The organism is Pseudomonas sp. P9_31, from assembly GCF_034008235.1.
Taxonomy (GTDB): Bacteria; Pseudomonadota; Gammaproteobacteria; order Pseudomonadales; family Pseudomonadaceae; genus Aquipseudomonas.
Genome location: NZ_CP125375.1, coordinates 5,502,501 through 5,520,654, shown reverse-complemented (window position 1 = coordinate 5,520,654; position 18,154 = coordinate 5,502,501). Strand labels below are relative to the sequence as shown.

Genomic DNA, 18,154 nt, shown 5'->3' with positions numbered 1-18,154 from the left:
AAGATGTCTCTGAGCAGTAGACGAAACGATTCAACAGGGAGTGAATACATGGAACATGCACCTTGCATCAGCCAGATCGCCACGTTGCTGGCTGACCCAAAGCGCAGCGCAATGATGTGGGCCTTGATGGACGGCTCGGCACGGCATACCGAGGAGCTGGCGTTGCTGGCGGGCCTGTCTCCGTCTTCGGCCAGTGCGCATTTGGGGCGCTTGTCCACCGGCGGTCTGTTGAAAGTCGAAACCCGTGGGCGCAAGCGGTTTTTCCGGCTTGCCGCGCCCGAAGTCGGCGCCGCGATAGAAGCGCTGGCCAGCGCTACTCTGGCCAGCACGCCTCAGGACATTCCAGATGTTTTCAAACGCCCGAGCCCTATCGCCAAACCTCAGGTGGCGCCTTCGTCACTGCTGCGGGCCAGGCTCTGCGATGACCATTTGGGAGGCACCCTGGCCGCCGACCTCTACCAGCGTCTGCTGGATGCAGGCTGGATCGAGCAATTCGATCAGCGGGTCATGATCACTCACAAGGGCTCCACACAGTTGGCAACACGCGGTGTGTTCATTCAGGCGCTGGCTTATCGCGACAGCAGAGTGGCCTGCGCTTGCCCGGACTGGAGCGAAAGACGTCCGCACTTGGGCGGCTCATTGGGCGCAGCCTTGTTGCAGCTGTTCATGCAATCCGGCTGGTTGAGCCTGCCCAACGATTCGCGAGCCTTGCAGATCACGGCCGTGGGGCAGCGTGAAATCCATCATTTCGCCAAGGAAACCGAGCTGGAAATGGCGTTTTAGAGCCATTGAGGTGCGACGTCCGGGATCTTGGGTTTCAGGCGTCGTTCAGAGCTGTGGACAGGTCGCATCCAGCAATAACCCCCCACCGCGATCACGCACACTCGATCCGGGGACTTTCGGATTGGGGGAATGTGGCATGGAAACACGTAGCTTCAGCGCGGCAGAACGACTGGAACGGCTGCCTGTCAGCGGTTATCACCGCATCATTTTCATCATCATTGCCCTGGCGTTTTTCTTCGACTCCATGGACTTGGCGATGATGACCTTTCTGCTCGGCTCGATCAAAACCGAGTTCGGCCTGAGCACGGCGCAGGCCGGGTTGCTGGCCAGTTCGAGTTTCTTCGGCATGGTGGTGGGCGCGTCGCTGTCGGGCATGCTGGCCGACCGTTTCGGGCGCAAACCGGTGTTCCAGTGGAGCATTGTGTTGTGGGGTATCGCCAGCTATCTGTGTTCTACGGCGCAGAATGTCGAAACGCTGACGCTGTTCCGAATCCTGTTGGGGATCGGTATGGGCATGGAGTTTCCGATTGCCCAGTCGATGCTGTCAGAGCTGATTCCAGCCAAACGCCGTGGGCGTTACATCGCGTTGATGGACGGTTTTTGGCCGCTTGGTTTCGTCGCCGCCGGGGTGCTGTCGTATTTCCTGTTGCCGGTGATTGGCTGGCGCGACATTTTTCTGGTGTTGGCGGTGCCGGCGGTGTTCGTCCTGGCGATTCGTTTTTTCATTCCCGAGTCGCCGCGCTGGCTGGAGCAGGCCGGGCATCACGACGCGGCGGACAAGGTCTTGCGCCGCATCGAAGGCCGGGTTCGGGCTTCACTGGGGTGTTCGGATCTGCCTGAGCCGATTCGCCTGCCACGGGGGGCGAGTCAACCGGGCAACTTCTTTTCCGCGCTGCGAGAAATCTGGTCGGCGCAGTATCGCCAGCGCACGATGATGATCTGGAGCGTGTGGTTCTTCGCCTTGCTGGGTTTCTATGGCCTGACATCCTGGCTCAGTGCGCTGTTGCAACAGTCGGGCTTCGCCGTGACCCAGTCGGTGTATTACACGGTGCTGATTTCCCTCGGCGGGATTCCCGGTTTCCTCATGGCCGCCTGGCTGGTGGAGCGTTGGGGGCGTAAACCGGTGTGCGTCGTGACGATGCTCGGCGGCGGGGTGATGGCGTTTCTTTATGGCCAGAGCGCGGTGTTCGGCGGCAACGCCAGCCTGTTGATCGTCTCGGGGCTGCTGATGCAGTTCTTCCTGTTTGGCATGTGGGCGGTGCTCTACACCTACACCCCGGAGTTGTACCCGACGTCGGCACGGGCCACGGGCTCGGGGTTCGCTTCGGCCATCGGCCGCGTGGGGTCGTTGCTCGGGCCATTGGTGACCGGGCTGGTGTTCCCGATGACAGGGCAGGGCGGGGTATTTGCGTTGGGAGCGATGTGCTTTGCGATTGCGGCGGGGGTGGTGTGGATGTTCGGGATGGAGACCCGGGGCAAGACGCTGGAAGAGTTGAGTGAGGCAGAGGTCGTCGGCTGAACTCAATACCTGTGAGAGCGAGCCTGCTCGCGATGAGGCCATAACATTCAGTATCAATGTTGAACGTCAGTCCGCTATCGCGAGCAGGCTCGCTCCCACAGGTTTATTTGGTGAACCTTACGGTTTCACCAGCCGCGCATCCAGGCTGTTCTGCGCCAGCCGCTTGGCCTGATCCTGGGTCATGCCCAGATCGGTATACAGCGCGTGGAAGTTCTCGGTGACATACCCGCCGAAGTACGCCGGGTCATCGGAGTTCACCGTAACCTTCACGCCACGCTCGAGCATGTCGAGGATGTTGTGCTGGGACATGTGATCGAACACGCACAGTTTGGTGTTCGACAACGGGCACACGGTCAGCGGGATCTGCTCGTCGATGATCCGCTGCATCAAGCGCTCGTCTTCGATGGCACGCACGCCATGGTCGATGCGCTGGATTTTCAGCAGGTCGAGGGCTTCCCAGATGTACTCGGGCGGGCCTTCTTCACCGGCGTGGGCCACGGTCAGGAAGCCTTCGTGGCGGGCACGGTCAAACACGCGCTGGAACTTGCTCGGTGGGTGGCCCATCTCCGAACTGTCCAGGCCCACGGCGACAAACGCATCGCGGAACGGCAGCGCCTGGTCGAGGGTTTTCTGCGCTTCGTCTTCGCTCAGGTGGCGCAGGAAGCTTAGGATCAAACCGCTGGTGATGCCCAGTTGCTGCTCGCCATCTTTCAACGCGGCGGCGATACCGTTGAGCACCACTTCGAACGGGATGCCACGGTCGGTGTGGGTTTGCGGGTCGAAGAACGGTTCGGTGTGAATCACGTTCTGTTCTTTACAGCGCAACAGGTAGGCCCAGGTCAGGTCGTAGAAATCCTGAGAGGTGCGCAACACATCGGCGCCCTGGTAATACAGGTCGAGAAACTCTTGCAGGTTGTTGAAGGCGTAGGCCTTGCGCAGGGTGTCGACGTCGCTCCACGGCAGGGCGATCTTGTTGCGTTCGGCCAGGGCGAACAGCAGCTCAGGCTCCAGCGAGCCTTCCAGGTGCAAGTGCAATTCTGCCTTGGGCAGAGCGTTCAGCCAGTCGTACATTTTTGAAATCTCGTCAGGTGCAATGAGGGCATTCTACAGATGCCCGTTGAAACAATGAGCAAAACCTGACCAGCCGGTTCATTACACGGCTTCCTGTTCCCGTCGATAGGCGTAAGTATCGGCGAAGCGCGACAGCAGGAATTCGGCGCAGGTGGTGGGTGGATACTTCGCCGGATGCTGTTCGTCCTGGCAGCCGGGCAGGCACTCGATGGGCGTGTCGGGGTGTGGCTCGGCAAAGAACGGCATCGAGTACCGATCCACCCCCAGCGGGCTGATCACCCGATGCGGCGTCGACAGGTAACGGTCGTTACTCCAGCGGGCCATCATGTCGCCGAGGTTGACCACGAAGGAGCCCTCGATCGGCGGCGCATCGATCCATTCACCCCGCACGTTGCGCACTTGCAGACCGCCGGCGGCATCCTGGTAGAGCAGGGTGATGCAACCGTAATCGGTGTGGGCGCCGGCGCCTTGCTGTTCTTGCGAGGTGGCAGTGTGGCGCGGTGGGTAGTGAATCATCCGCAGCACGCTCACCGGTTCTTTGAATCGGCTATCGAAGAAGTCACGCTCGATGCCCAGGGCCAGGGTCATGGCCCGCAGCAGGGTTCGGGCGAGGGACTGCATGTCGACGTAGTGTTGTTCCATCAGCGATTTCCAGCCGGGTATCGACGGATGACGGTTGGGCCCGCGCAAGGGTTTTTCCGCCAGCACCTCGGGATGATCGGCGGGCAGGTGCAGGCCCATGTCGAAGGTTTCTTTCAGGTCGCTGGGTTTGCTCGGGTCGAGTTGTTCGGTGGCGATGGCGCCATAGCCACGGTGGTGGCGGGTCTGGGTGATGTCGATCTTGAGTTTTTCGGTGGCGGGCAGGGCGAAGAAACGTTGGGCATGGTCGAGCACAGCGTCGATGCGCGACGGGGCGATCGGGTGGCCCTTGATATAGAAAAAGCCCCATTCGCGGCAGGCGCGGTCGATCTGCGTGGCGATCGATTTCCAGGCGTTTTGATCAGCGCTGTAGAGCGGGCTGATGTCGATGATTGGGAGTTGGTTCATGCGCAGTCCTTAAGAACGCTGAAAATCCATTGTGGGAGCGAGCCTGCTCGCGATGAGGCCATTACATTCAGCATCAATGTTGAATGTCAGTCCGCTATCGCGAGCAGGCTCGCTCCCACAGGGTTTTGTGTTCGTGGCCGGAATTACTTCGGCATCTCAGCCTTCATCCCTTCGACGTAGTAGTTCATCGACGCCAGTTGCGCATTGGTTGCCGTTGCACCCGCCGGGATTTTCTCGACACCGGCCTGATCCTTGATCGGCCCGGTGAACGGATGCAATGCACCGCTCTTGATGTCGGCAATGATCTGCTCGGCTTCGGTTTTCACCGCCGCCGGTACCAGGTCGCTGATCGGCAGTTCAACTGTACCTTCCTTCAGACCGCCCCAGTAATCCTGGGATTTCCATGTGTGGTCGAGCACGCTTTGGGTCGCCCGAATGTAGTGCGGCCCCCAGTTGTTGACGATAGACGTCAGCACCGCTTTCGGCCCGAAATGCGCCATGTCCGAGGCATAGCCGACGGCATACACGCCGCGCCGTTCGGCCGCCTGGATCGGTGCCGGGCTGTCGGTGTGCTGGAATACCACGTCCACGCCCTGGTCGATCAGCGCATTGGCGGCGTCGGCCTCCTTGCCCGGGTCGAACCAGGAGTTGACCCACACCACTTTGATCTCGGTGCCGGGGTTGTACTTGTTCAGGGCCAGTTGAATGGCGTTGATGTCGCGGATGACTTCCGGGATCGGAAAGGAAGCGACATAGCCGATCTTCTTGGTCTTGGTCATCTTCGCCGCAAGGAAACCACCGACGTAGCGACCTTCATAAGTGCGCGCCAGGTAAGTGCCGAGGTTCTTGTCCTGCTTGTAGCCGGTGGCGTGTTCGAAGGTCACCTTGGGAAATTGTTTGGCGACTTTCAGGGTCGGGTTCATGTAGCCGAAAGACGTGGTGAAGATCAGGTCGTACTTGTCCTTGGCCATATTGCGGATCACCCGCTCGGCATCGGCGCCTTCGGCGACGTTCTCCACGTAGTTGGTGGTGATCCGGTCGCCGAATTTCTCTGCCAGCGCCTTGCGTCCCTGTTCATGCTGATACGTCCAGCCGTGGTCACCGATCGGGCCGATATAGACGAAGCCGACTTTCAGCGGGTCGGCGGCACTGGCGGTCAGGCTGACGCTCAGACCGATGGCTGCGGCGACAGCGCAAAGCAGCTGCTTCAACGGACGTTTATGCATGAACTGGAACTCCATTTTGTTGTGAGGTTGGCGGGGCTAATGCAAATTGCTGACCAATAGGACAACAAAATAAAAAGATCGCAGCCTGCGGCATGAGTTCATGCTCCTGCGGAGCTGCCGAAGGCTGCGACCTTTTGATGTTCAATTCATCACCAGAGCCAACCCGGTGCAGCGGCTCCAACTCATGCCATCCACTGGTGCGAGCGCCTCACACAAAACCGTGGGAGCGGTGTTGTGTCAGGTGCCGGCGATCAGCTGCCGAGCCGCCTGGTTGTGATCGGCAATCAACCCTTTCAGATCCAGCCCCTCAACCTGCCCATCGATCACCCGCCACTTGCCGGCGACCATCACCCGGTCCGCCCGATCCGCGCCGCACAGCAACAGCGCCGAAACCGGATCATGGCTGCCGGAGAAGCGCAGCTCATCGAGCTTGAACAGCGCCAGATCTGCCTGCTTGCCCACCGCCAGTTCACCGATATCGGTGCGCCCGAGCAACTGCGCCGAACCCTTGGTCGCCCAGCCCAGTACCAGTTCCGGCGTGATCTTTTCCGCGCCATAACGCAGCCGCTGAATGTATAGCGCCTGACGGGTTTCGAGGATCATGTTCGACGCATCGTTGGACGCCGAACCGTCCACGCCCAGCCCTAGCAGAGCACCCGCAGCGGTCAGGTCCAGCGTTGGGCAAATGCCGGATGCCAGGCGCATGTTCGAACTCGGGCAATGGCAAATGCCTGTGCCGGCTGCGCCGAGGCGGGCGATTTCGTCGGGGTTGAAGTGAATGCCGTGGGCCAGCCACGTACGCGGACCGAGCCAGCCGACGCTGTCCAGATAATCCACGGTGCGCAGGCCGAAGCGTTGCAGACAGAAGTCTTCTTCGTCGAGAGTTTCCGCCAGGTGCGTGTGTAGACGCACGTCGAGGGTGTTCGCCAATTCGGCGCTGGCGGACATGATTTGCGGGGTCACCGAAAACGGCGAGCAGGGCGCCAAAGCGATCTGTATTTGCGCGCCATCACCACGTTCGTGGTACGCGGCAATCAAACGTTGGCTGTCGTCGAGAATCACTTCACCTTGTTGCACCGTCTGCTGAGGCGGCAGGCCACCGTCCGCTTCACCGAGGCTCATGGAACCGCGAGTGAGCATGGCGCGCATGCCCAGTTCGCGAACACTCTCGACCTGCACATCGATCGCGTTTTCCAGGCCTTCCGGAAACAGGTAATGGTGATCGGCCGCGGTGGTGCAGCCAGACAACAGCAACTCGGCCAACGCGACTTTCGTAGCGAGGGCAAGTTTCTCAAGGGTGAGACGGGCCCAGACCGGATAGAGGGTTTTCAACCATGGGAACAACGGCTGATTGACCACCGGCGCCCAGGCGCGGGTCAGGGTTTGATAGAAGTGGTGATGGGTGTTGATCAGCCCCGGCAGGATCACATGTTCGCGGGCATCGAAGACGTGTCCACAGGGTGCAGACGGTTGCTGGCCGGCGCTGAGCACTTCGACGATCAAACCGTCTTGCAGCACCAGACCGCCACGGGCATCGAGCGCGTTGGCCGTGAAAATGGCGAGGGGATTTTTTAACCAGGTACGGGTCGCAGGCATGGTGGCCGGCTCCTCTGAAAGTTAGGTTCAGGGTTGCCAGCTCAGTGTTGCCCTGTCTGCTGATCCAGGGTCGCCGCGGGGGCGAGGTGCGGAGTTTCGAACAAAAAAGCTTCGCGGGCAAGCCCGGCCCGACAGGACAATGCGAAACCCCTGTGGGAGCGAGCCTGCTCGCGATGGGGCCATTGCATTCTGCATTAATTTTGAATGTCAGACCGCTATCGCGAGCAGGCTCGCTCCCACAGGGGAATGTGGTGTTTACCAGGGAATGGTCTCACCCCTGTAATTCACAAAATGATGCCCACCCTTGCCGGCATACGCATTCACCTGATCGATCAACCCACGGGTGCTGGTTTCCACATCAATGTCCGCACCTTCGCCACCCATATCAGTTTTCACCCAACCCGGGTGCAGCGACAGCACGGTGAGCTTCTGTTCGCCCAGTTGCGTGACGAAGCTGTTGGTCATGGAGTTCAGTGCCGCTTTGCTGGCCTTGTACAGCGCCAGCTCCGGCGCGTCGGGCATGGTCACGCTGCCCAGCACCGAACTCATGAACGCCAGCACGCCGCTGCCTTCACGAATCTGCCCGACGAAACGCTGGGCCAGGTTGATCGGCGCCACGGCGTTGGTGAAGAACAATTGACCGACCTCGGCCAGGGTCGCGCCACCCGGCGTCTGGACCTCCGGCCCCTTGACCCCGGCATTCACGAACAGCAGGTCGAACACCTCGCCCTTGAGCTGTTGGCTGAGGGCGATCACCGCTTGCTGATCGTCCATGTCGAGTTTTTCGATCCGCACCTTGCCCAACGCCTGCAAGGCTTCGACGCTCTGCGGGTTGCGCACGGTGGCGGTGACTTGCCAGCCGTCGGCCAGCAGGGTTTTCACCAGGCCGAGGCCCAAGCCCCGGGAGGCGCCGATGATGAGTGCGGTTTTTGCCGTGGACATGAGTGGCTTCCTTGATGGATGAGAATCACGGATTCAAAGGATACTGACTTAAAGGATAATGCTGACCGAGCCGTTGTTGCAGTTCGTGGCGCAACGCGCCGAGTTCGGTCATGCGGGTTTCGATCAACTTGAGTTTTTCTTGCAGCAGTTGCGTGACGGCACTGTCCGGGTCGGGCGACTGCCATAACGCGACAACGCTATTACCTATTTCGCCAAGGGTAAAGCCCAACCGCTGAGCTGTCTTGATGTACAGCACCAGTTGCACCATCTCCGCCGGATAGTCGCGATAACCATTGGCGCTGCGTTGCGCGGCGATCAATCCACGTTGCTCGTAAAAGCGCAACGTGTCGCGGCTGACGGCGCTGGCCTGGGCTAATTCACCGATGCGCATCTTGATGTCTCGAGAGGGCTTGACCCTGGAGCATGCTCCAGGTTTTAGCTTTGACGCGGTGGCCAGGTTTCTGTTTTCGGCTTGGCAGGCTTATGCCCTGGCCTATGGGGCGAGTTCGCTCTTGGCGATTTTCCTGTTCTTTGAGTTGGCGTGGGGCGTGGCTCAGGTGTTGCCTGTTCGGGCGCCTTCGCGATGTAGAAACGGGCTTGCTCGTGAAGAGGCCCGCCCGGTCACCGCTTAATGCCCAGCCTGCCACGGCTGCCCCAACGATACCGGCGCATACAACCGTGTGCGCACGGCATCCCGGGACAGCAGCACCAACACCACAATGGTTGCGACATAAGGCAGCATCGCCAGCAGGCTCGACGCAATTGCCAGCCCCAACCCCTGCGCCACCAAATGCAGGATGCTGGCGAGCCCGAACAGATACGCCCCGAGCAGCAACCGCCACACTCGCCAACTGGCAAACACCACCAGCGCCAGAGCAATCCAGCCGCGACCGGCGCTCATGTTTTCCGCCCACATCGGCGTATACGCCAACGACAAATAAGCTCCGGCCAATCCCGCCATTGCGCCGCCAAACAGCACCGCCAGCGTGCGCACGCCCAACACCGGCAAGCCCATCGCACTGGCGGCGTCCGGGTTTTCGCCGACCGCCTGAATGATCAGGCCGACGCGACTTTTCAGAATCACCCAGGCCACCAGGGCAAATAGTGCGAACGACAGGTACACCAGCAGGTCCTGGGCAAACAGCATCCGCCCGATCAGCGGGATGTCACTCAAGAACGGAATCGCCACCGGCTCGAAACCCGCCAGCGGCTTCCCGACCCACGCTGCGCCAACAAAGGTCGACAGGCCCACGCCGAAGATCGTCAACGCCAACCCGGTCGCCACCTGATTGGCATTGAACACCAGTGCCACCAAGGCAAACAGCGACGACAACAGCATCCCGGCGAGCATCGCCAGCAACACACCCAGCCAGAGATTGCCGCTGTTCAGCGCGACGATGAAACCGATCACCGCGCCAAACAGCATCATGCCTTCCTGACCCAGATTGAGGACGCCGCTCTTCTCGCAGATCAGCTCGCCCAGCGCCACCAGCAGCAACGGTGTACCGCAGCGGACCATCGCGTAGAAAATATTGCTCAGCAGATCGATATCCATCACAAGGCTCCTGCGTGTACGGCGGTGGTCGAAGTGCGCCGTACCCAGCGCAGGTTCAAACGCGGTCGGTAGAGAGTCAGCACGTCACTGGCCAGCAGGAAAAACAGCATCATCCCTTGGAAAAGTTGAGTGATCGCTTGCGGCAGGTTCATGCTCATCTGCGCGCTCTCGCCGCCGATGTACAGCAGCGCCATCAACAGGCTGGAAAACAGAATGCCGATGGGATTCAGTCGTCCGAGAAACGCCACGGTGATCGCGGCATAGCCGTAACCCGGTGAAACCTGCGGCACCAATTGGCCGATGGGTCCGGTGACTTCGCATACCCCGGCCAACCCCGCCAGGCCGCCGCTGATCAACAGCGCCAGCCAGATCAGCCGCTTCTCGCGAAAACCGACGAAACTCGCCGCACGCTTGTCCAGCCCAAGCACTTTGATCTGAAAGCCGACAAAGCTTTTCTGCAACAACACCCACACCGCCACCAGCGCGAGCAAGGCGAAATACACCCCGGCGTGAACCCGACCGTCCTCCAGCAACAGCGGCAAACGACTGGCATCGCCAAACATTGCCGACTCCGGAAAGTTGAACCCGGCCGGGTCCTTCAGTGGCCCGTGGACACAGAACAGCAGCAGATTCAGGGCGATGTAATTGAGCATGATGCTGGTAAGGATTTCATTGGCGTTGAAGCGCGTGCGCAGCCATGCCGTCAGGCCGGCCCATGCAGCACCGGCGAAGGTGCCGACCACCAGGATCAGCACCAGCGCCCAGCGACTTTGCATATCGATGATGTTTACCGCCAGCGCACTGCCGGCCAGGGCGCCGAGCAGCAACTGACCTTCGGCGCCGATGTTCCAGATCCGTGCTTGATACGCCACTGCCAGGCCCAATGCGCAGAGCAGAATCGGCAACGCTTTGACCAACAATTCGGAGACGCCGTACAAGTCGCTGATCGGTGCAATCAGCAACGTGTGCAAGGTCAGCAGTGGATCATGCCCCAGCGCGATAAACAGCAATGAGCCGCAGCCCAGCGTCAACACGGCCGCCAGCAAGGGCGAACACCACAACATCAGGCGCGATTGCTGGCCACGGGGTTCGAGAGAAAGCAGCATGTGAAACTCCGTTAAAGCGCTACGGGGGCAGGTGAATGAGGAGCGTCGAACTGACCGGCCATCCAGCCGCCGACATCGCTCAGTTGGGTGTCGACGGTGGCCTGCAGTGCCGACAATCGACCGCCGCACAAGGCGCCGAGGCGATCACTGATCTGGAACAGTTCGTCGAGGTCTTCGGAAATCACCAGAATCGCCGCGCCAGCGTCGCGCAAGGCAATCAGCGCCCGGTGAATGGTCGCGGCGGCACCGACGTCCACGCCCCAGGTCGGGTGCGCGGCCACCAACAGTCTGGGCTGCTGAAGGATTTCCCGGCCGAGGATGAATTTCTGCAAGTTGCCGCCGGACAGGCTGCGAGCCGGTACCTGGGCATTGGGTGTCTTGACCCCGAAGCGGCGAATGATGTCTTCGGCCAGCGCTTCGACCTTGCCACGCTGGATCAGCCCATTGCTGACCAGCCCTTGTTGAAATGCGGTGAGCAGGGCGTTATCTGCCAGGCTCAGCTCCGGCACCGCGCCGTGGCCCAGACGCTCGGCGGGGACGAACGCCAAGCCAAGTTTGCGTCGTGCGTCCGGCCGCAAATGAGCGACCGGTTGCCCGCCGAAACGGACCGTCGCGCTGTCATCGCGGGGCAACCGTTCTTCACCGCTGAGCAAGGCCAGCAACTCATCCTGGCCATTGCCCGCCACCCCGGCGACACCGACGATTTCGCCGCTGCGCACCTCGAGATTAATGTCCTTGAGCGAGCAGCCGAACGGGTCCGGGTTGTGCCAGGACAATTCAGTCACGTTCAAAAACGCATCAGCACCCATGACCTTCGGATAGTCGGTAATCAGCTCGGCGGCTTCACCAACCATCAACTGCGCCAGTTGCCGATCCGAACACTCGGCCGGCAGGCAATGCCCGGCTACTCGACCACCGCGCAATACCGTGGCGCTGTGGCACAACGCGCGCACTTCGCCGAGTTTGTGGCTGATAAACAGTATGCTGCAGCCCTCGGCGGCCAGTCGGCGCAAAGTTGCGAACAATTCGTCGGCCTCCTGCGGAGTCAGTACCGAGGTCGGCTCATCGAGAATCAGCAGGCGGATGTCCTGCATCAGGCAGCGAATGATCTCCACCCGCTGACGCTCGCCGATGGACAGGCTGTGGACCAGTCGCTCCGGCTCCAGGGCCATGCCATAGCGTTGGGACACCTCGCGAATTTTCGGTTCAAGCTGCTTCGGTGTACCCGCCGCCGCGCCCATCGCCAAGGCGATGTTCTGCGCCACGCTCAGGGTTTCGAACAGCGAAAAATGCTGGAACACCATGCCGATCCCGAGGCCGCGCGCCTGGGCCGGGTTGCGCATGGTCACGCGCTGGCCCTGCCAGATCATCTCCCCTGAGTCTGCGTGAGTGACGCCGTAGATGATCTTCATCAGGGTGCTTTTGCCCGCACCGTTTTCGCCGAGCAGGGCATGGATTTCACCGGGCGCAATGCTCAAGTCGATGGCATCGTTGGCCAGGCAACCGGGGTAACGCTTGCTGATTCTGTGCAGTTGCAGGCGGGGTGTTTGATCGGGGATCGGCACGGGGTTGGACATGACAGGCTCGGTCGACAGAAGTTATGCCTGTGGACAAAGCAATTTCCTGGCCATTGAGTCAGGAAAACGGCAAAGCCTTGCAGGCATAGGTGTTTACGACGGTGCCTCGCCTTATCCCAATTCCAAATCAGGCACCACTTGAGGGCAAGCCGTTTGATCAGGCTCCGGTTTTGCGCGCGATGAGTTGGTCAAAAAACAAGCAACAGGCTACACGCTAGGTTGGATATGGCGCTGCGCCAGCCATGAACGGGTTATCCACAGGTTGTTCCACAGTATTTGTGCGCAAGCCGACCGCACGGGCATAAGCACCGAGGGGCTTTCTTCTAATGGCGATAAACCACTCTAACTGATTGTTTTTACATGGAATAAACGTCACGACTGGTGAGTTGGACGAAAAATGAGCAAAGCCCGCAAAGCCGCATGACAGAAGGGTTACAGCAGAATGTGCTCAGGTTATCCACAGCCGGGTGCACAGCAGATGTGGGCAAGTGTCGAGGGCAAAGAAAATCGGGGTGCCCCAAAAGATCGCAGCCTTCGGCAGCTCCTACGGGATTTGCGTTTATCCGGTATTACGGGTGGGCACGGTCGGCGTAGGAGCTGCCGAAGGCTGCGATCTTTTGATCTTTGATCTTCAACGCTGCAACAAAATGCGCCCGCGACTCAAATCCGCCAGTTGCATTTGCAGCGTATCTATCTGCTCGTCGCCAATCGCCAATTGCAGTTCCACACCATTGGCCGTGAAGGTTTCCTCCACCACCAAACCACCCAGCTCCGCCACCCGAAGCTTCACCAACGCCAACTCGCCAAATGCACAGGCACAACTGACCGGCACCCGACTGATCAACTCGACTTTCGGTGCCCCTTGCAGGCATTTGTTGGCACTGCCGCCATACGCTCGGGCGAGGCCGCCGGTGCCCAACTGGATGCCGCCATACCAGCGGATCACCACGACCGCGACCTGATCGCACTCCTGCGCTTCGATCGCTGCAAGGATTGGCCGGCCAGCGGTGCCACCGGGTTCGCCATCGTCACTGCTGCGGTATTGATCGCCGAGCTTCCAGGCCCAGCAATTGTGCGAGGCATTCAAATCACTGTGTTGCTCAAGGAACGCCTGGGCGTCACCTGCGCTGGTGATTGGCGCGGCGAGGGCGATGAAGCGGCTTTTGCGGATCTCTTCGCGGTATTCGCAAAAACCGCTGAGGGTAAAAGGCATAAGTGTCTTAGAGCGAAGGCGTCAGGCCGCAGCCTTTGAGAATGATGCGAATCAGGTTGCTGCCGGCGTCTTCCATGTCTTGCTTGGTCAACCTGGTGCGCCCGGTGACACGGCAGATCTGCGTGGCAAAGTCGGCGTAATGCTGGGTGCTGCCCCACAGCAGGAAGATCAGGTGGATCGGGTCGATCGGGTCCATTTTGCCGGCGTCGATCCACGCCTGAAACACCGCGGCCCGGCCCTGAAACCAGTTGCGGTAGTCCTGGTTGAAATGCTCGGTCAGGCATTCGCCGCCGCTGATGACTTCCATGGCGAAGACCCGCGAAGCCTGTGGCTGGCGCCGGGAGAACTCCATTTTTGCGCGAATGTATCGCGTCAATGCTTCTGCCGGATCGTCCTCGACGGTCAGGGTATTGAAGGTGCTGTCCCACAACTCAAGGATGTTACTCAGCACCGCCACGTACAAACCGAGTTTGTTGGTGAAGTAGTAATGCAGATTCGCTTTGGGCAACCCGGCTTTCTGCGCGATGGTGTTCATGCTGGTGCCTTTGAACCCGTGACGGGCGAACTCGTCTTCGGCGGCTTTGATGATGGTCTCTTCGTTCTTCTGACGAATGCGGCTGGCGGGTTTGCCGCCGTGGGCTGGGACTTCAAAGGTCATAGGCACTTCCGAACAGGTAGATGGGTGCAACCAGATGCGTTGATAGCGCACCCGCACGTCTCAGACAAGTCCCGACGCGATAAATCCTGAACACCACAGTCCCTGTGGGAGCGGGCTTGCTCGCGAAGGCGGTGTGTCAGTTGCATAAATATCGACTGACACTCCCTCTGCGCGAGCACGCTCGCTCCCACAAGTTCTCAACGCGTCGCCGCCAGGCTCTCCAGAAAACTCTCCAGCACCAAGTGGGGACGACGGCCCTTGCGTGTGACCGATGCCAGGCTCAGGTCATAAAAGCGTGCCTTGGGTTTCAGTGCACGCAATCGGCCCTGCTGTACCCAGAGGCTGGCGTAATGATCCGGCAGATAACCGATGTAGCGCCCGGTCAGAATCAGAAATGCCATGCCTTCGCGATCCGACGCACTGGCGGTGCAATTGAGCGCCTGATAATGAGCCTGAATCTCGGCGGGCAAACGAAAGGTCGGGGCGATGGCGTCCTGGCTGTTGAGACGCTCATCGTCCAGCTGTTTGTCGTCGACATAGAACAACGGATGGCCGACCGCGCAATACAACAGCGAGCGCTCGCTGTAGAGCGGCTGATATTCCAGCCCCGATAGCGCGCTGGCTTGCGGCACCACGCCGACATGCAAGCGACCGTCGAGCACGCCTTGTTCAACTTCATTGGGCGCGATCATGCGGATCTGGATCTGCACGTCGGGGCCGCGTTCCTTCAGTTGAGCCAGGGCGTGGGTGATGCGCATGTGGGGCAGGGTGACCAGGTTGTCGGTCAGGCCGATGGTCAACTCGCCGCGCAAGTGTTGGTGCAGGCCGTTGACCTCGGTGCGGAAACTTTCCAGCGCACTTAATAGCTGCAACGCTGATTGGTAGACCTCGCGACCTTCTTCGGTCAGGGAAAAACCGGCGCGACCTCGTTGGCACAGGCGCAGACCGAGGCGCTGTTCCAGATCGCTCATCTGCTGGCTGATCGCAGAGCGACCGATGCCCAGCACCGATTCCGCCGCGGAGAAGCCGCCGCATTCCACCACGCTGCGAAAAATCCGCAGCAGGCGGATATCAAAGTCACTGACTTGCGCCAGTGGATCGGGGCGACGGGTACTCATAGTTTAGTCCGGGCCTGACTGAAGGTTAGAAAAGTTGGATTTCATCGACTTTATCCCCGTGGCAATTTAGCTGCAAGAACGCTTTTGATCTCCACGCCGCTTATTTGCTCTGCGAGGTTTTGCCCATGAACGTGCCTGAAAACGCCCCGACTTCCCTGGCCAGCCAGCTCAAGCTTGACGCTCACTGGATGCCCTACACCGCGAACCGCAACTTCCAGCGTGACCCGCGCCTGATCGTAGCGGCCGAGGGCAGTTGGCTGACAGACGACAAGGGCCGCAAGGTCTACGATTCGCTCTCGGGTCTGTGGACGTGTGGCGCCGGGCACACTCGCAAGGAAATCCAGGAGGCGGTGGCCAAGCAATTGGGCACCCTCGATTACTCGCCGGGCTTCCAGTACGGTCACCCGCTGTCGTTCCAGCTGGCCGAGAAAATCACCGACCTGACCCCGGGCAATCTGAATCACGTGTTCTTCACCGATTCGGGTTCCGAGTGTGCAGATACAGCGGTGAAAATGGTGCGTGCCTACTGGCGCCTGAAAGGCCAGGCGACCAAGACCAAAATGATCGGCCGCGCTCGTGGCTATCACGGCGTGAACATCGCCGGCACCAGCCTCGGCGGCGTGAACGGCAACCGCAAACTGTTCGGTCAGGCGATGATGGACGTCGATCACCTGCCGCACACCTTGCTGGCGAGCAATGCTTTTACTCGGGGCATGCCGGAGCAGGGTGGTATCGCGCTGGCGGATGAATTGCTCAAGCTGATCGAACTGCACGATGCCTCGAACATCGCAGCGGTATTCGTCGAGCCGTTGGCCGGTTCCGCTGGCGTGCTGGTTCCGCCGCAGGGTTATCTCAAGCGTCTGCGCGAGATCTGCGATCAGCACAACATCCTGCTGGTGTTCGACGAAGTGATCACCGGTTTCGGCCGTACCGGTTCGATGTTCGGTGCTGACAGCTTCGGCGTGACGCCGGACCTGATGTGCATTGCCAAGCAAGTCACCAACGGCGCGATTCCGATGGGCGCAGTGATTGCCAGCTCCGAGATCTACCAGACCTTCATGAACCAGGCGACGCCTGAGTACGCCGTGGAATTCCCGCATGGCTACACCTATTCCGCGCACCCGGTAGCCTGCGCCGCTGGCCTGGCGGCACTTGACCTGCTGCAAAAGGAAAACCTGGTGCAGAGCGTGGCTGAAGTCGCGCCGCATTTCGAAAATGCGTTGCATGGTTTGAAGGGCTCGAAGAACGTTATCGACATTCGTAACTACGGGTTGGCCGGTGCAATCCAGATCGCGCCTCGCGACGGCGATGCCATCGTGCGTCCGTTCGAAGCCGGCATGGCCCTGTGGAAAGCCGGGTTCTATGTGCGCTTCGGCGGCGACACCCTGCAGTTCGGCCCAACCTTCAACAGCAAGCCGCAAGACCTTGATCGTCTGTTCGATGCGGTCGGCGAAGTGCTGAACAAGACCGACTGATTTCTCCCTCTATTCCCTCTATTCCCTCTAATAGAAAGAAAGGCGTCCTTTAGCGGACGCCTGTGGACAACTTTTCAGGAGCCCCGCATGAGCCTTATCCCGCATTTGATCAATGGCGAACTGGTGACCGAAGACGGTCGCACGGCCGACGTGTTCAACCCGTCCACCGGTCAGGTTATCCACAAGCTGCCATTGGCCAGCCGTGAAACCATTCAAAAAGCCATCGACTCGGCCAAGGCTGCGTTCCCGGCCTGGCGTAATACGCCGGCGGCCAAGCGCGCTCAGGTGATGTTCCGCTTCAAGCAACTGCTGGAACAGAACGAAGCCCGCATCGCGCAACTGATCAGCGAAGAACACGGCAAGACCCTGGAAGATGCTGCCGGTGAATTGAAGCGCGGGATCGAGAACGTCGAGTTCGCCTGTGCGGCGCCGGAAATCCTCAAGGGCGAGTACAGCCGTAACGTCGGGCCGAACATTGATGCCTGGTCGGATTTCCAGCCATTGGGCGTGGTGGCCGGTATTACTCCGTTCAACTTCCCGGCCATGGTGCCGCTTTGGATGTATCCGCTGGCGATCGTCTGCGGCAACTGCTTTATTCTGAAACCGTCCGAGCGCGATCCAAGCTCGACGCTGCTGATTGCTCAGCTGCTGTTGGAAGCCGGCCTGCCGAAAGGCGTGCTGAGTGTGGTGCATGGCGACAAGGCTGCGGTGGATGCCTTGATTGAAGCGCCGGAAGTCAAAGCGCTGAGCTTTGTCGGTTCGACGCCGATTGCCGAATACATCTACGCCGAAGGCACCAGGCGCGGCAAACGCGTCCAGGCGTTGGGCGGGGCGAAGAACCATGCGGTATTGATGCCGGATGCGGATCTGGATAACGCAGTCAGCGCACTGATGGGCGCGGCTTATGGTTCCTGCGGTGAGCGCTGCATGGCGATCTCGGTGGCGGTGTGCGTCGGCGATCAGGTGGCGGATGCGTTGGTGGCCAAACTGACGCCGCAGATCAAGGCGCTGAAGATCGGTGCGGGTACGACCTGTGGTCTGGACATGGGGCCGCTGGTTTCCGGTCAGGCGCGGGATAAAGTCAGTGGCTATATAGAAGATGGCGTTTCGTCCGGTGCATCCTTGGTGGTCGACGGTCGTGGTCTGAGCGTGGCCGGTCATGAGGAAGGCTTCTTCCTGGGTGGCTGCCTGTTCGATAACGTCACGCCAGAAATGCGCATCTATAAAGAAGAGATCTTCGGGCCGGTGCTGTGCGTCGTTCGGGTCAA

16 protein-coding genes and 1 pseudogene (1 of these 17 running past the window's edge) are annotated in these 18,154 nt (G+C 60.2%); 5 read left to right on the top strand and 12 right to left on the bottom strand.

Annotated elements, in window-relative coordinates; genetic code table 11:
- Nucleotides 1-48 precede the first annotated feature (48 nt).
- Nucleotides 49-783 (top strand): helix-turn-helix transcriptional regulator, encoded by a 735-nt coding sequence (locus QMK51_RS24990; protein ID WP_320392343.1) that lies wholly within the window; start codon nt 49-51, stop codon nt 781-783.
- A 136-nt stretch (nt 784-919) separates the two neighbouring features.
- On the top strand, nt 920-2,302 hold the full coding sequence (locus tag QMK51_RS24985) for an MFS transporter (protein WP_320392342.1): 1,383 nt from the start codon (nt 920-922) through the stop codon (nt 2,300-2,302).
- A 117-nt stretch (nt 2,303-2,419) separates the two neighbouring features.
- On the opposite strand, the gene QMK51_RS24980 is transcribed toward QMK51_RS24985, so the two are convergent.
- The 6 genes from QMK51_RS24980 to QMK51_RS24955 form a co-directional block, all read right to left on the bottom strand.
- Nucleotides 2,420-3,373: an adenosine deaminase gene (locus QMK51_RS24980; RefSeq protein ID WP_019582307.1), complete on the bottom strand. Its 954-nt coding sequence runs from the start codon at nt 3,371-3,373 to the stop codon at nt 2,420-2,422.
- 81 nt (nt 3,374-3,454) lie between these two features.
- A complete protein-coding gene (locus tag QMK51_RS24975; protein WP_320392341.1) occupies nt 3,455-4,420 on the bottom strand; it encodes a 2-oxoglutarate and iron-dependent oxygenase domain-containing protein in 966 nt (321 codons plus the stop codon).
- A 143-nt stretch (nt 4,421-4,563) separates the two neighbouring features.
- Complete coding sequence (locus QMK51_RS24970) at nt 4,564-5,646, bottom strand: BMP family ABC transporter substrate-binding protein (RefSeq protein WP_320392340.1); 1,083 nt, start codon at nt 5,644-5,646, stop codon at nt 4,564-4,566.
- Nucleotides 5,647-5,883: 237 nt separating this feature from the next.
- Entirely contained in the window at nt 5,884-7,242 is a 1,359-nt protein-coding gene (locus QMK51_RS24965) for an 8-oxoguanine deaminase (protein WP_320392339.1), read from the bottom strand.
- A 255-nt stretch (nt 7,243-7,497) separates the two neighbouring features.
- Nucleotides 7,498-8,184 (bottom strand): SDR family oxidoreductase, encoded by a 687-nt coding sequence (locus QMK51_RS24960; RefSeq protein ID WP_320392338.1) that lies wholly within the window; start codon nt 8,182-8,184, stop codon nt 7,498-7,500.
- Between the two features lie 25 nt (nt 8,185-8,209).
- Nucleotides 8,210-8,575 (bottom strand): MerR family transcriptional regulator, encoded by a 366-nt coding sequence (locus QMK51_RS24955; RefSeq protein WP_320392337.1) that lies wholly within the window; start codon nt 8,573-8,575, stop codon nt 8,210-8,212.
- Nucleotides 8,576-8,624: 49 nt separating this feature from the next.
- Between QMK51_RS24955 and QMK51_RS24950 the strand changes: the two are divergent.
- Nucleotides 8,625-8,816, top strand: a pseudogene (locus QMK51_RS24950) (hypothetical protein); the annotation flags it as partial.
- Here QMK51_RS24950 and QMK51_RS24945 read toward each other — a convergent pair.
- The 6 genes from QMK51_RS24945 to QMK51_RS24920 all read right to left on the bottom strand — a co-directional run bounded on the left by QMK51_RS24945 (nt 8,813) and on the right by QMK51_RS24920 (nt 15,411).
- The gene (locus QMK51_RS24945; RefSeq protein WP_320392336.1) at nt 8,813-9,739 is read right to left on the bottom strand and encodes an ABC transporter permease; all 927 of its coding nucleotides are present in this window, start codon (nt 9,737-9,739) and stop codon (nt 8,813-8,815) included. The pseudogene QMK51_RS24950 and the gene QMK51_RS24945 overlap by 4 nt on opposite strands.
- The gene (locus QMK51_RS24940; RefSeq protein WP_320392335.1) at nt 9,739-10,845 is read right to left on the bottom strand and encodes an ABC transporter permease; all 1,107 of its coding nucleotides are present in this window, start codon (nt 10,843-10,845) and stop codon (nt 9,739-9,741) included. The genes QMK51_RS24945 and QMK51_RS24940 overlap by 1 nt, the downstream gene beginning before the upstream one ends.
- 11 nt (nt 10,846-10,856) lie before the next feature.
- Nucleotides 10,857-12,422: an ABC transporter ATP-binding protein gene (locus QMK51_RS24935; RefSeq protein ID WP_320392334.1), complete on the bottom strand. Its 1,566-nt coding sequence runs from the start codon at nt 12,420-12,422 to the stop codon at nt 10,857-10,859.
- A 631-nt stretch (nt 12,423-13,053) separates the two neighbouring features.
- Complete coding sequence (locus tag QMK51_RS24930) at nt 13,054-13,635, bottom strand: YigZ family protein (RefSeq protein WP_320392333.1); 582 nt, start codon at nt 13,633-13,635, stop codon at nt 13,054-13,056.
- Between the two features lie 7 nt (nt 13,636-13,642).
- A complete protein-coding gene (locus tag QMK51_RS24925; protein WP_320392332.1) occupies nt 13,643-14,293 on the bottom strand; it encodes a TetR/AcrR family transcriptional regulator in 651 nt (216 codons plus the stop codon).
- A gap of 197 nt (nt 14,294-14,490) precedes the next feature.
- Nucleotides 14,491-15,411: a LysR family transcriptional regulator gene (locus QMK51_RS24920; protein WP_007940170.1), complete on the bottom strand. Its 921-nt coding sequence runs from the start codon at nt 15,409-15,411 to the stop codon at nt 14,491-14,493.
- A 125-nt stretch (nt 15,412-15,536) separates the two neighbouring features.
- Between QMK51_RS24920 and QMK51_RS24915 the strand changes: the two genes are divergently transcribed.
- Nucleotides 15,537-16,886, top strand: coding sequence for an aspartate aminotransferase family protein (locus QMK51_RS24915; RefSeq protein WP_258697681.1), 1,350 nt, complete (start codon nt 15,537-15,539; stop codon nt 16,884-16,886).
- An 87-nt stretch (nt 16,887-16,973) separates the two neighbouring features.
- Nucleotides 16,974-18,154 carry the 5' portion of a CoA-acylating methylmalonate-semialdehyde dehydrogenase gene (locus QMK51_RS24910; RefSeq protein WP_258697680.1) on the top strand. The gene runs 313 nt beyond the window's last position, so only the first 1,181 of its 1,494 coding nucleotides appear in the window; its start codon is at nt 16,974-16,976; its stop codon lies off the right edge, out of view.

Bases quoted from the DNA above. Each gene is read 5' to 3' on its own strand.
- QMK51_RS24935 (WP_320392334.1), bottom strand. From the start codon at position 12,422: ATGTCCAACCCCGTGCCGATCCCCGATCAAACACCCCGCCTGCAACTG.
- QMK51_RS24965 (WP_320392339.1), bottom strand. From the start codon at position 7,242: ATGCCTGCGACCCGTACCTGGTTAAAAAATCCCCTCGCCATTTTCACG.
- QMK51_RS24960 (WP_320392338.1), bottom strand. From the start codon at position 8,184: ATGTCCACGGCAAAAACCGCACTCATCATCGGCGCCTCCCGGGGCTTG.
- QMK51_RS24980 (WP_019582307.1), bottom strand. From the start codon at position 3,373: ATGTACGACTGGCTGAACGCTCTGCCCAAGGCAGAATTGCACTTGCAC.
- QMK51_RS24985 (WP_320392342.1), top strand. From the start codon at position 920: ATGGAAACACGTAGCTTCAGCGCGGCAGAACGACTGGAACGGCTGCCT.
- QMK51_RS24945 (WP_320392336.1), bottom strand. From the start codon at position 9,739: ATGGATATCGATCTGCTGAGCAATATTTTCTACGCGATGGTCCGCTGC.
- QMK51_RS24930 (WP_320392333.1), bottom strand. From the start codon at position 13,635: ATGCCTTTTACCCTCAGCGGTTTTTGCGAATACCGCGAAGAGATCCGC.
- QMK51_RS24920 (WP_007940170.1), bottom strand. From the start codon at position 15,411: ATGAGTACCCGTCGCCCCGATCCACTGGCGCAAGTCAGTGACTTTGAT.
- QMK51_RS24975 (WP_320392341.1), bottom strand. From the start codon at position 4,420: ATGAACCAACTCCCAATCATCGACATCAGCCCGCTCTACAGCGCTGAT.
- QMK51_RS24940 (WP_320392335.1), bottom strand. From the start codon at position 10,845: ATGCTGCTTTCTCTCGAACCCCGTGGCCAGCAATCGCGCCTGATGTTG.
- QMK51_RS24915 (WP_258697681.1), top strand. From the start codon at position 15,537: ATGAACGTGCCTGAAAACGCCCCGACTTCCCTGGCCAGCCAGCTCAAG.
- QMK51_RS24990 (WP_320392343.1), top strand. From the start codon at position 49: ATGGAACATGCACCTTGCATCAGCCAGATCGCCACGTTGCTGGCTGAC.
- QMK51_RS24925 (WP_320392332.1), bottom strand. From the start codon at position 14,293: ATGACCTTTGAAGTCCCAGCCCACGGCGGCAAACCCGCCAGCCGCATT.
- QMK51_RS24955 (WP_320392337.1), bottom strand. From the start codon at position 8,575: ATGCGCATCGGTGAATTAGCCCAGGCCAGCGCCGTCAGCCGCGACACG.
- QMK51_RS24970 (WP_320392340.1), bottom strand. From the start codon at position 5,646: ATGCATAAACGTCCGTTGAAGCAGCTGCTTTGCGCTGTCGCCGCAGCC.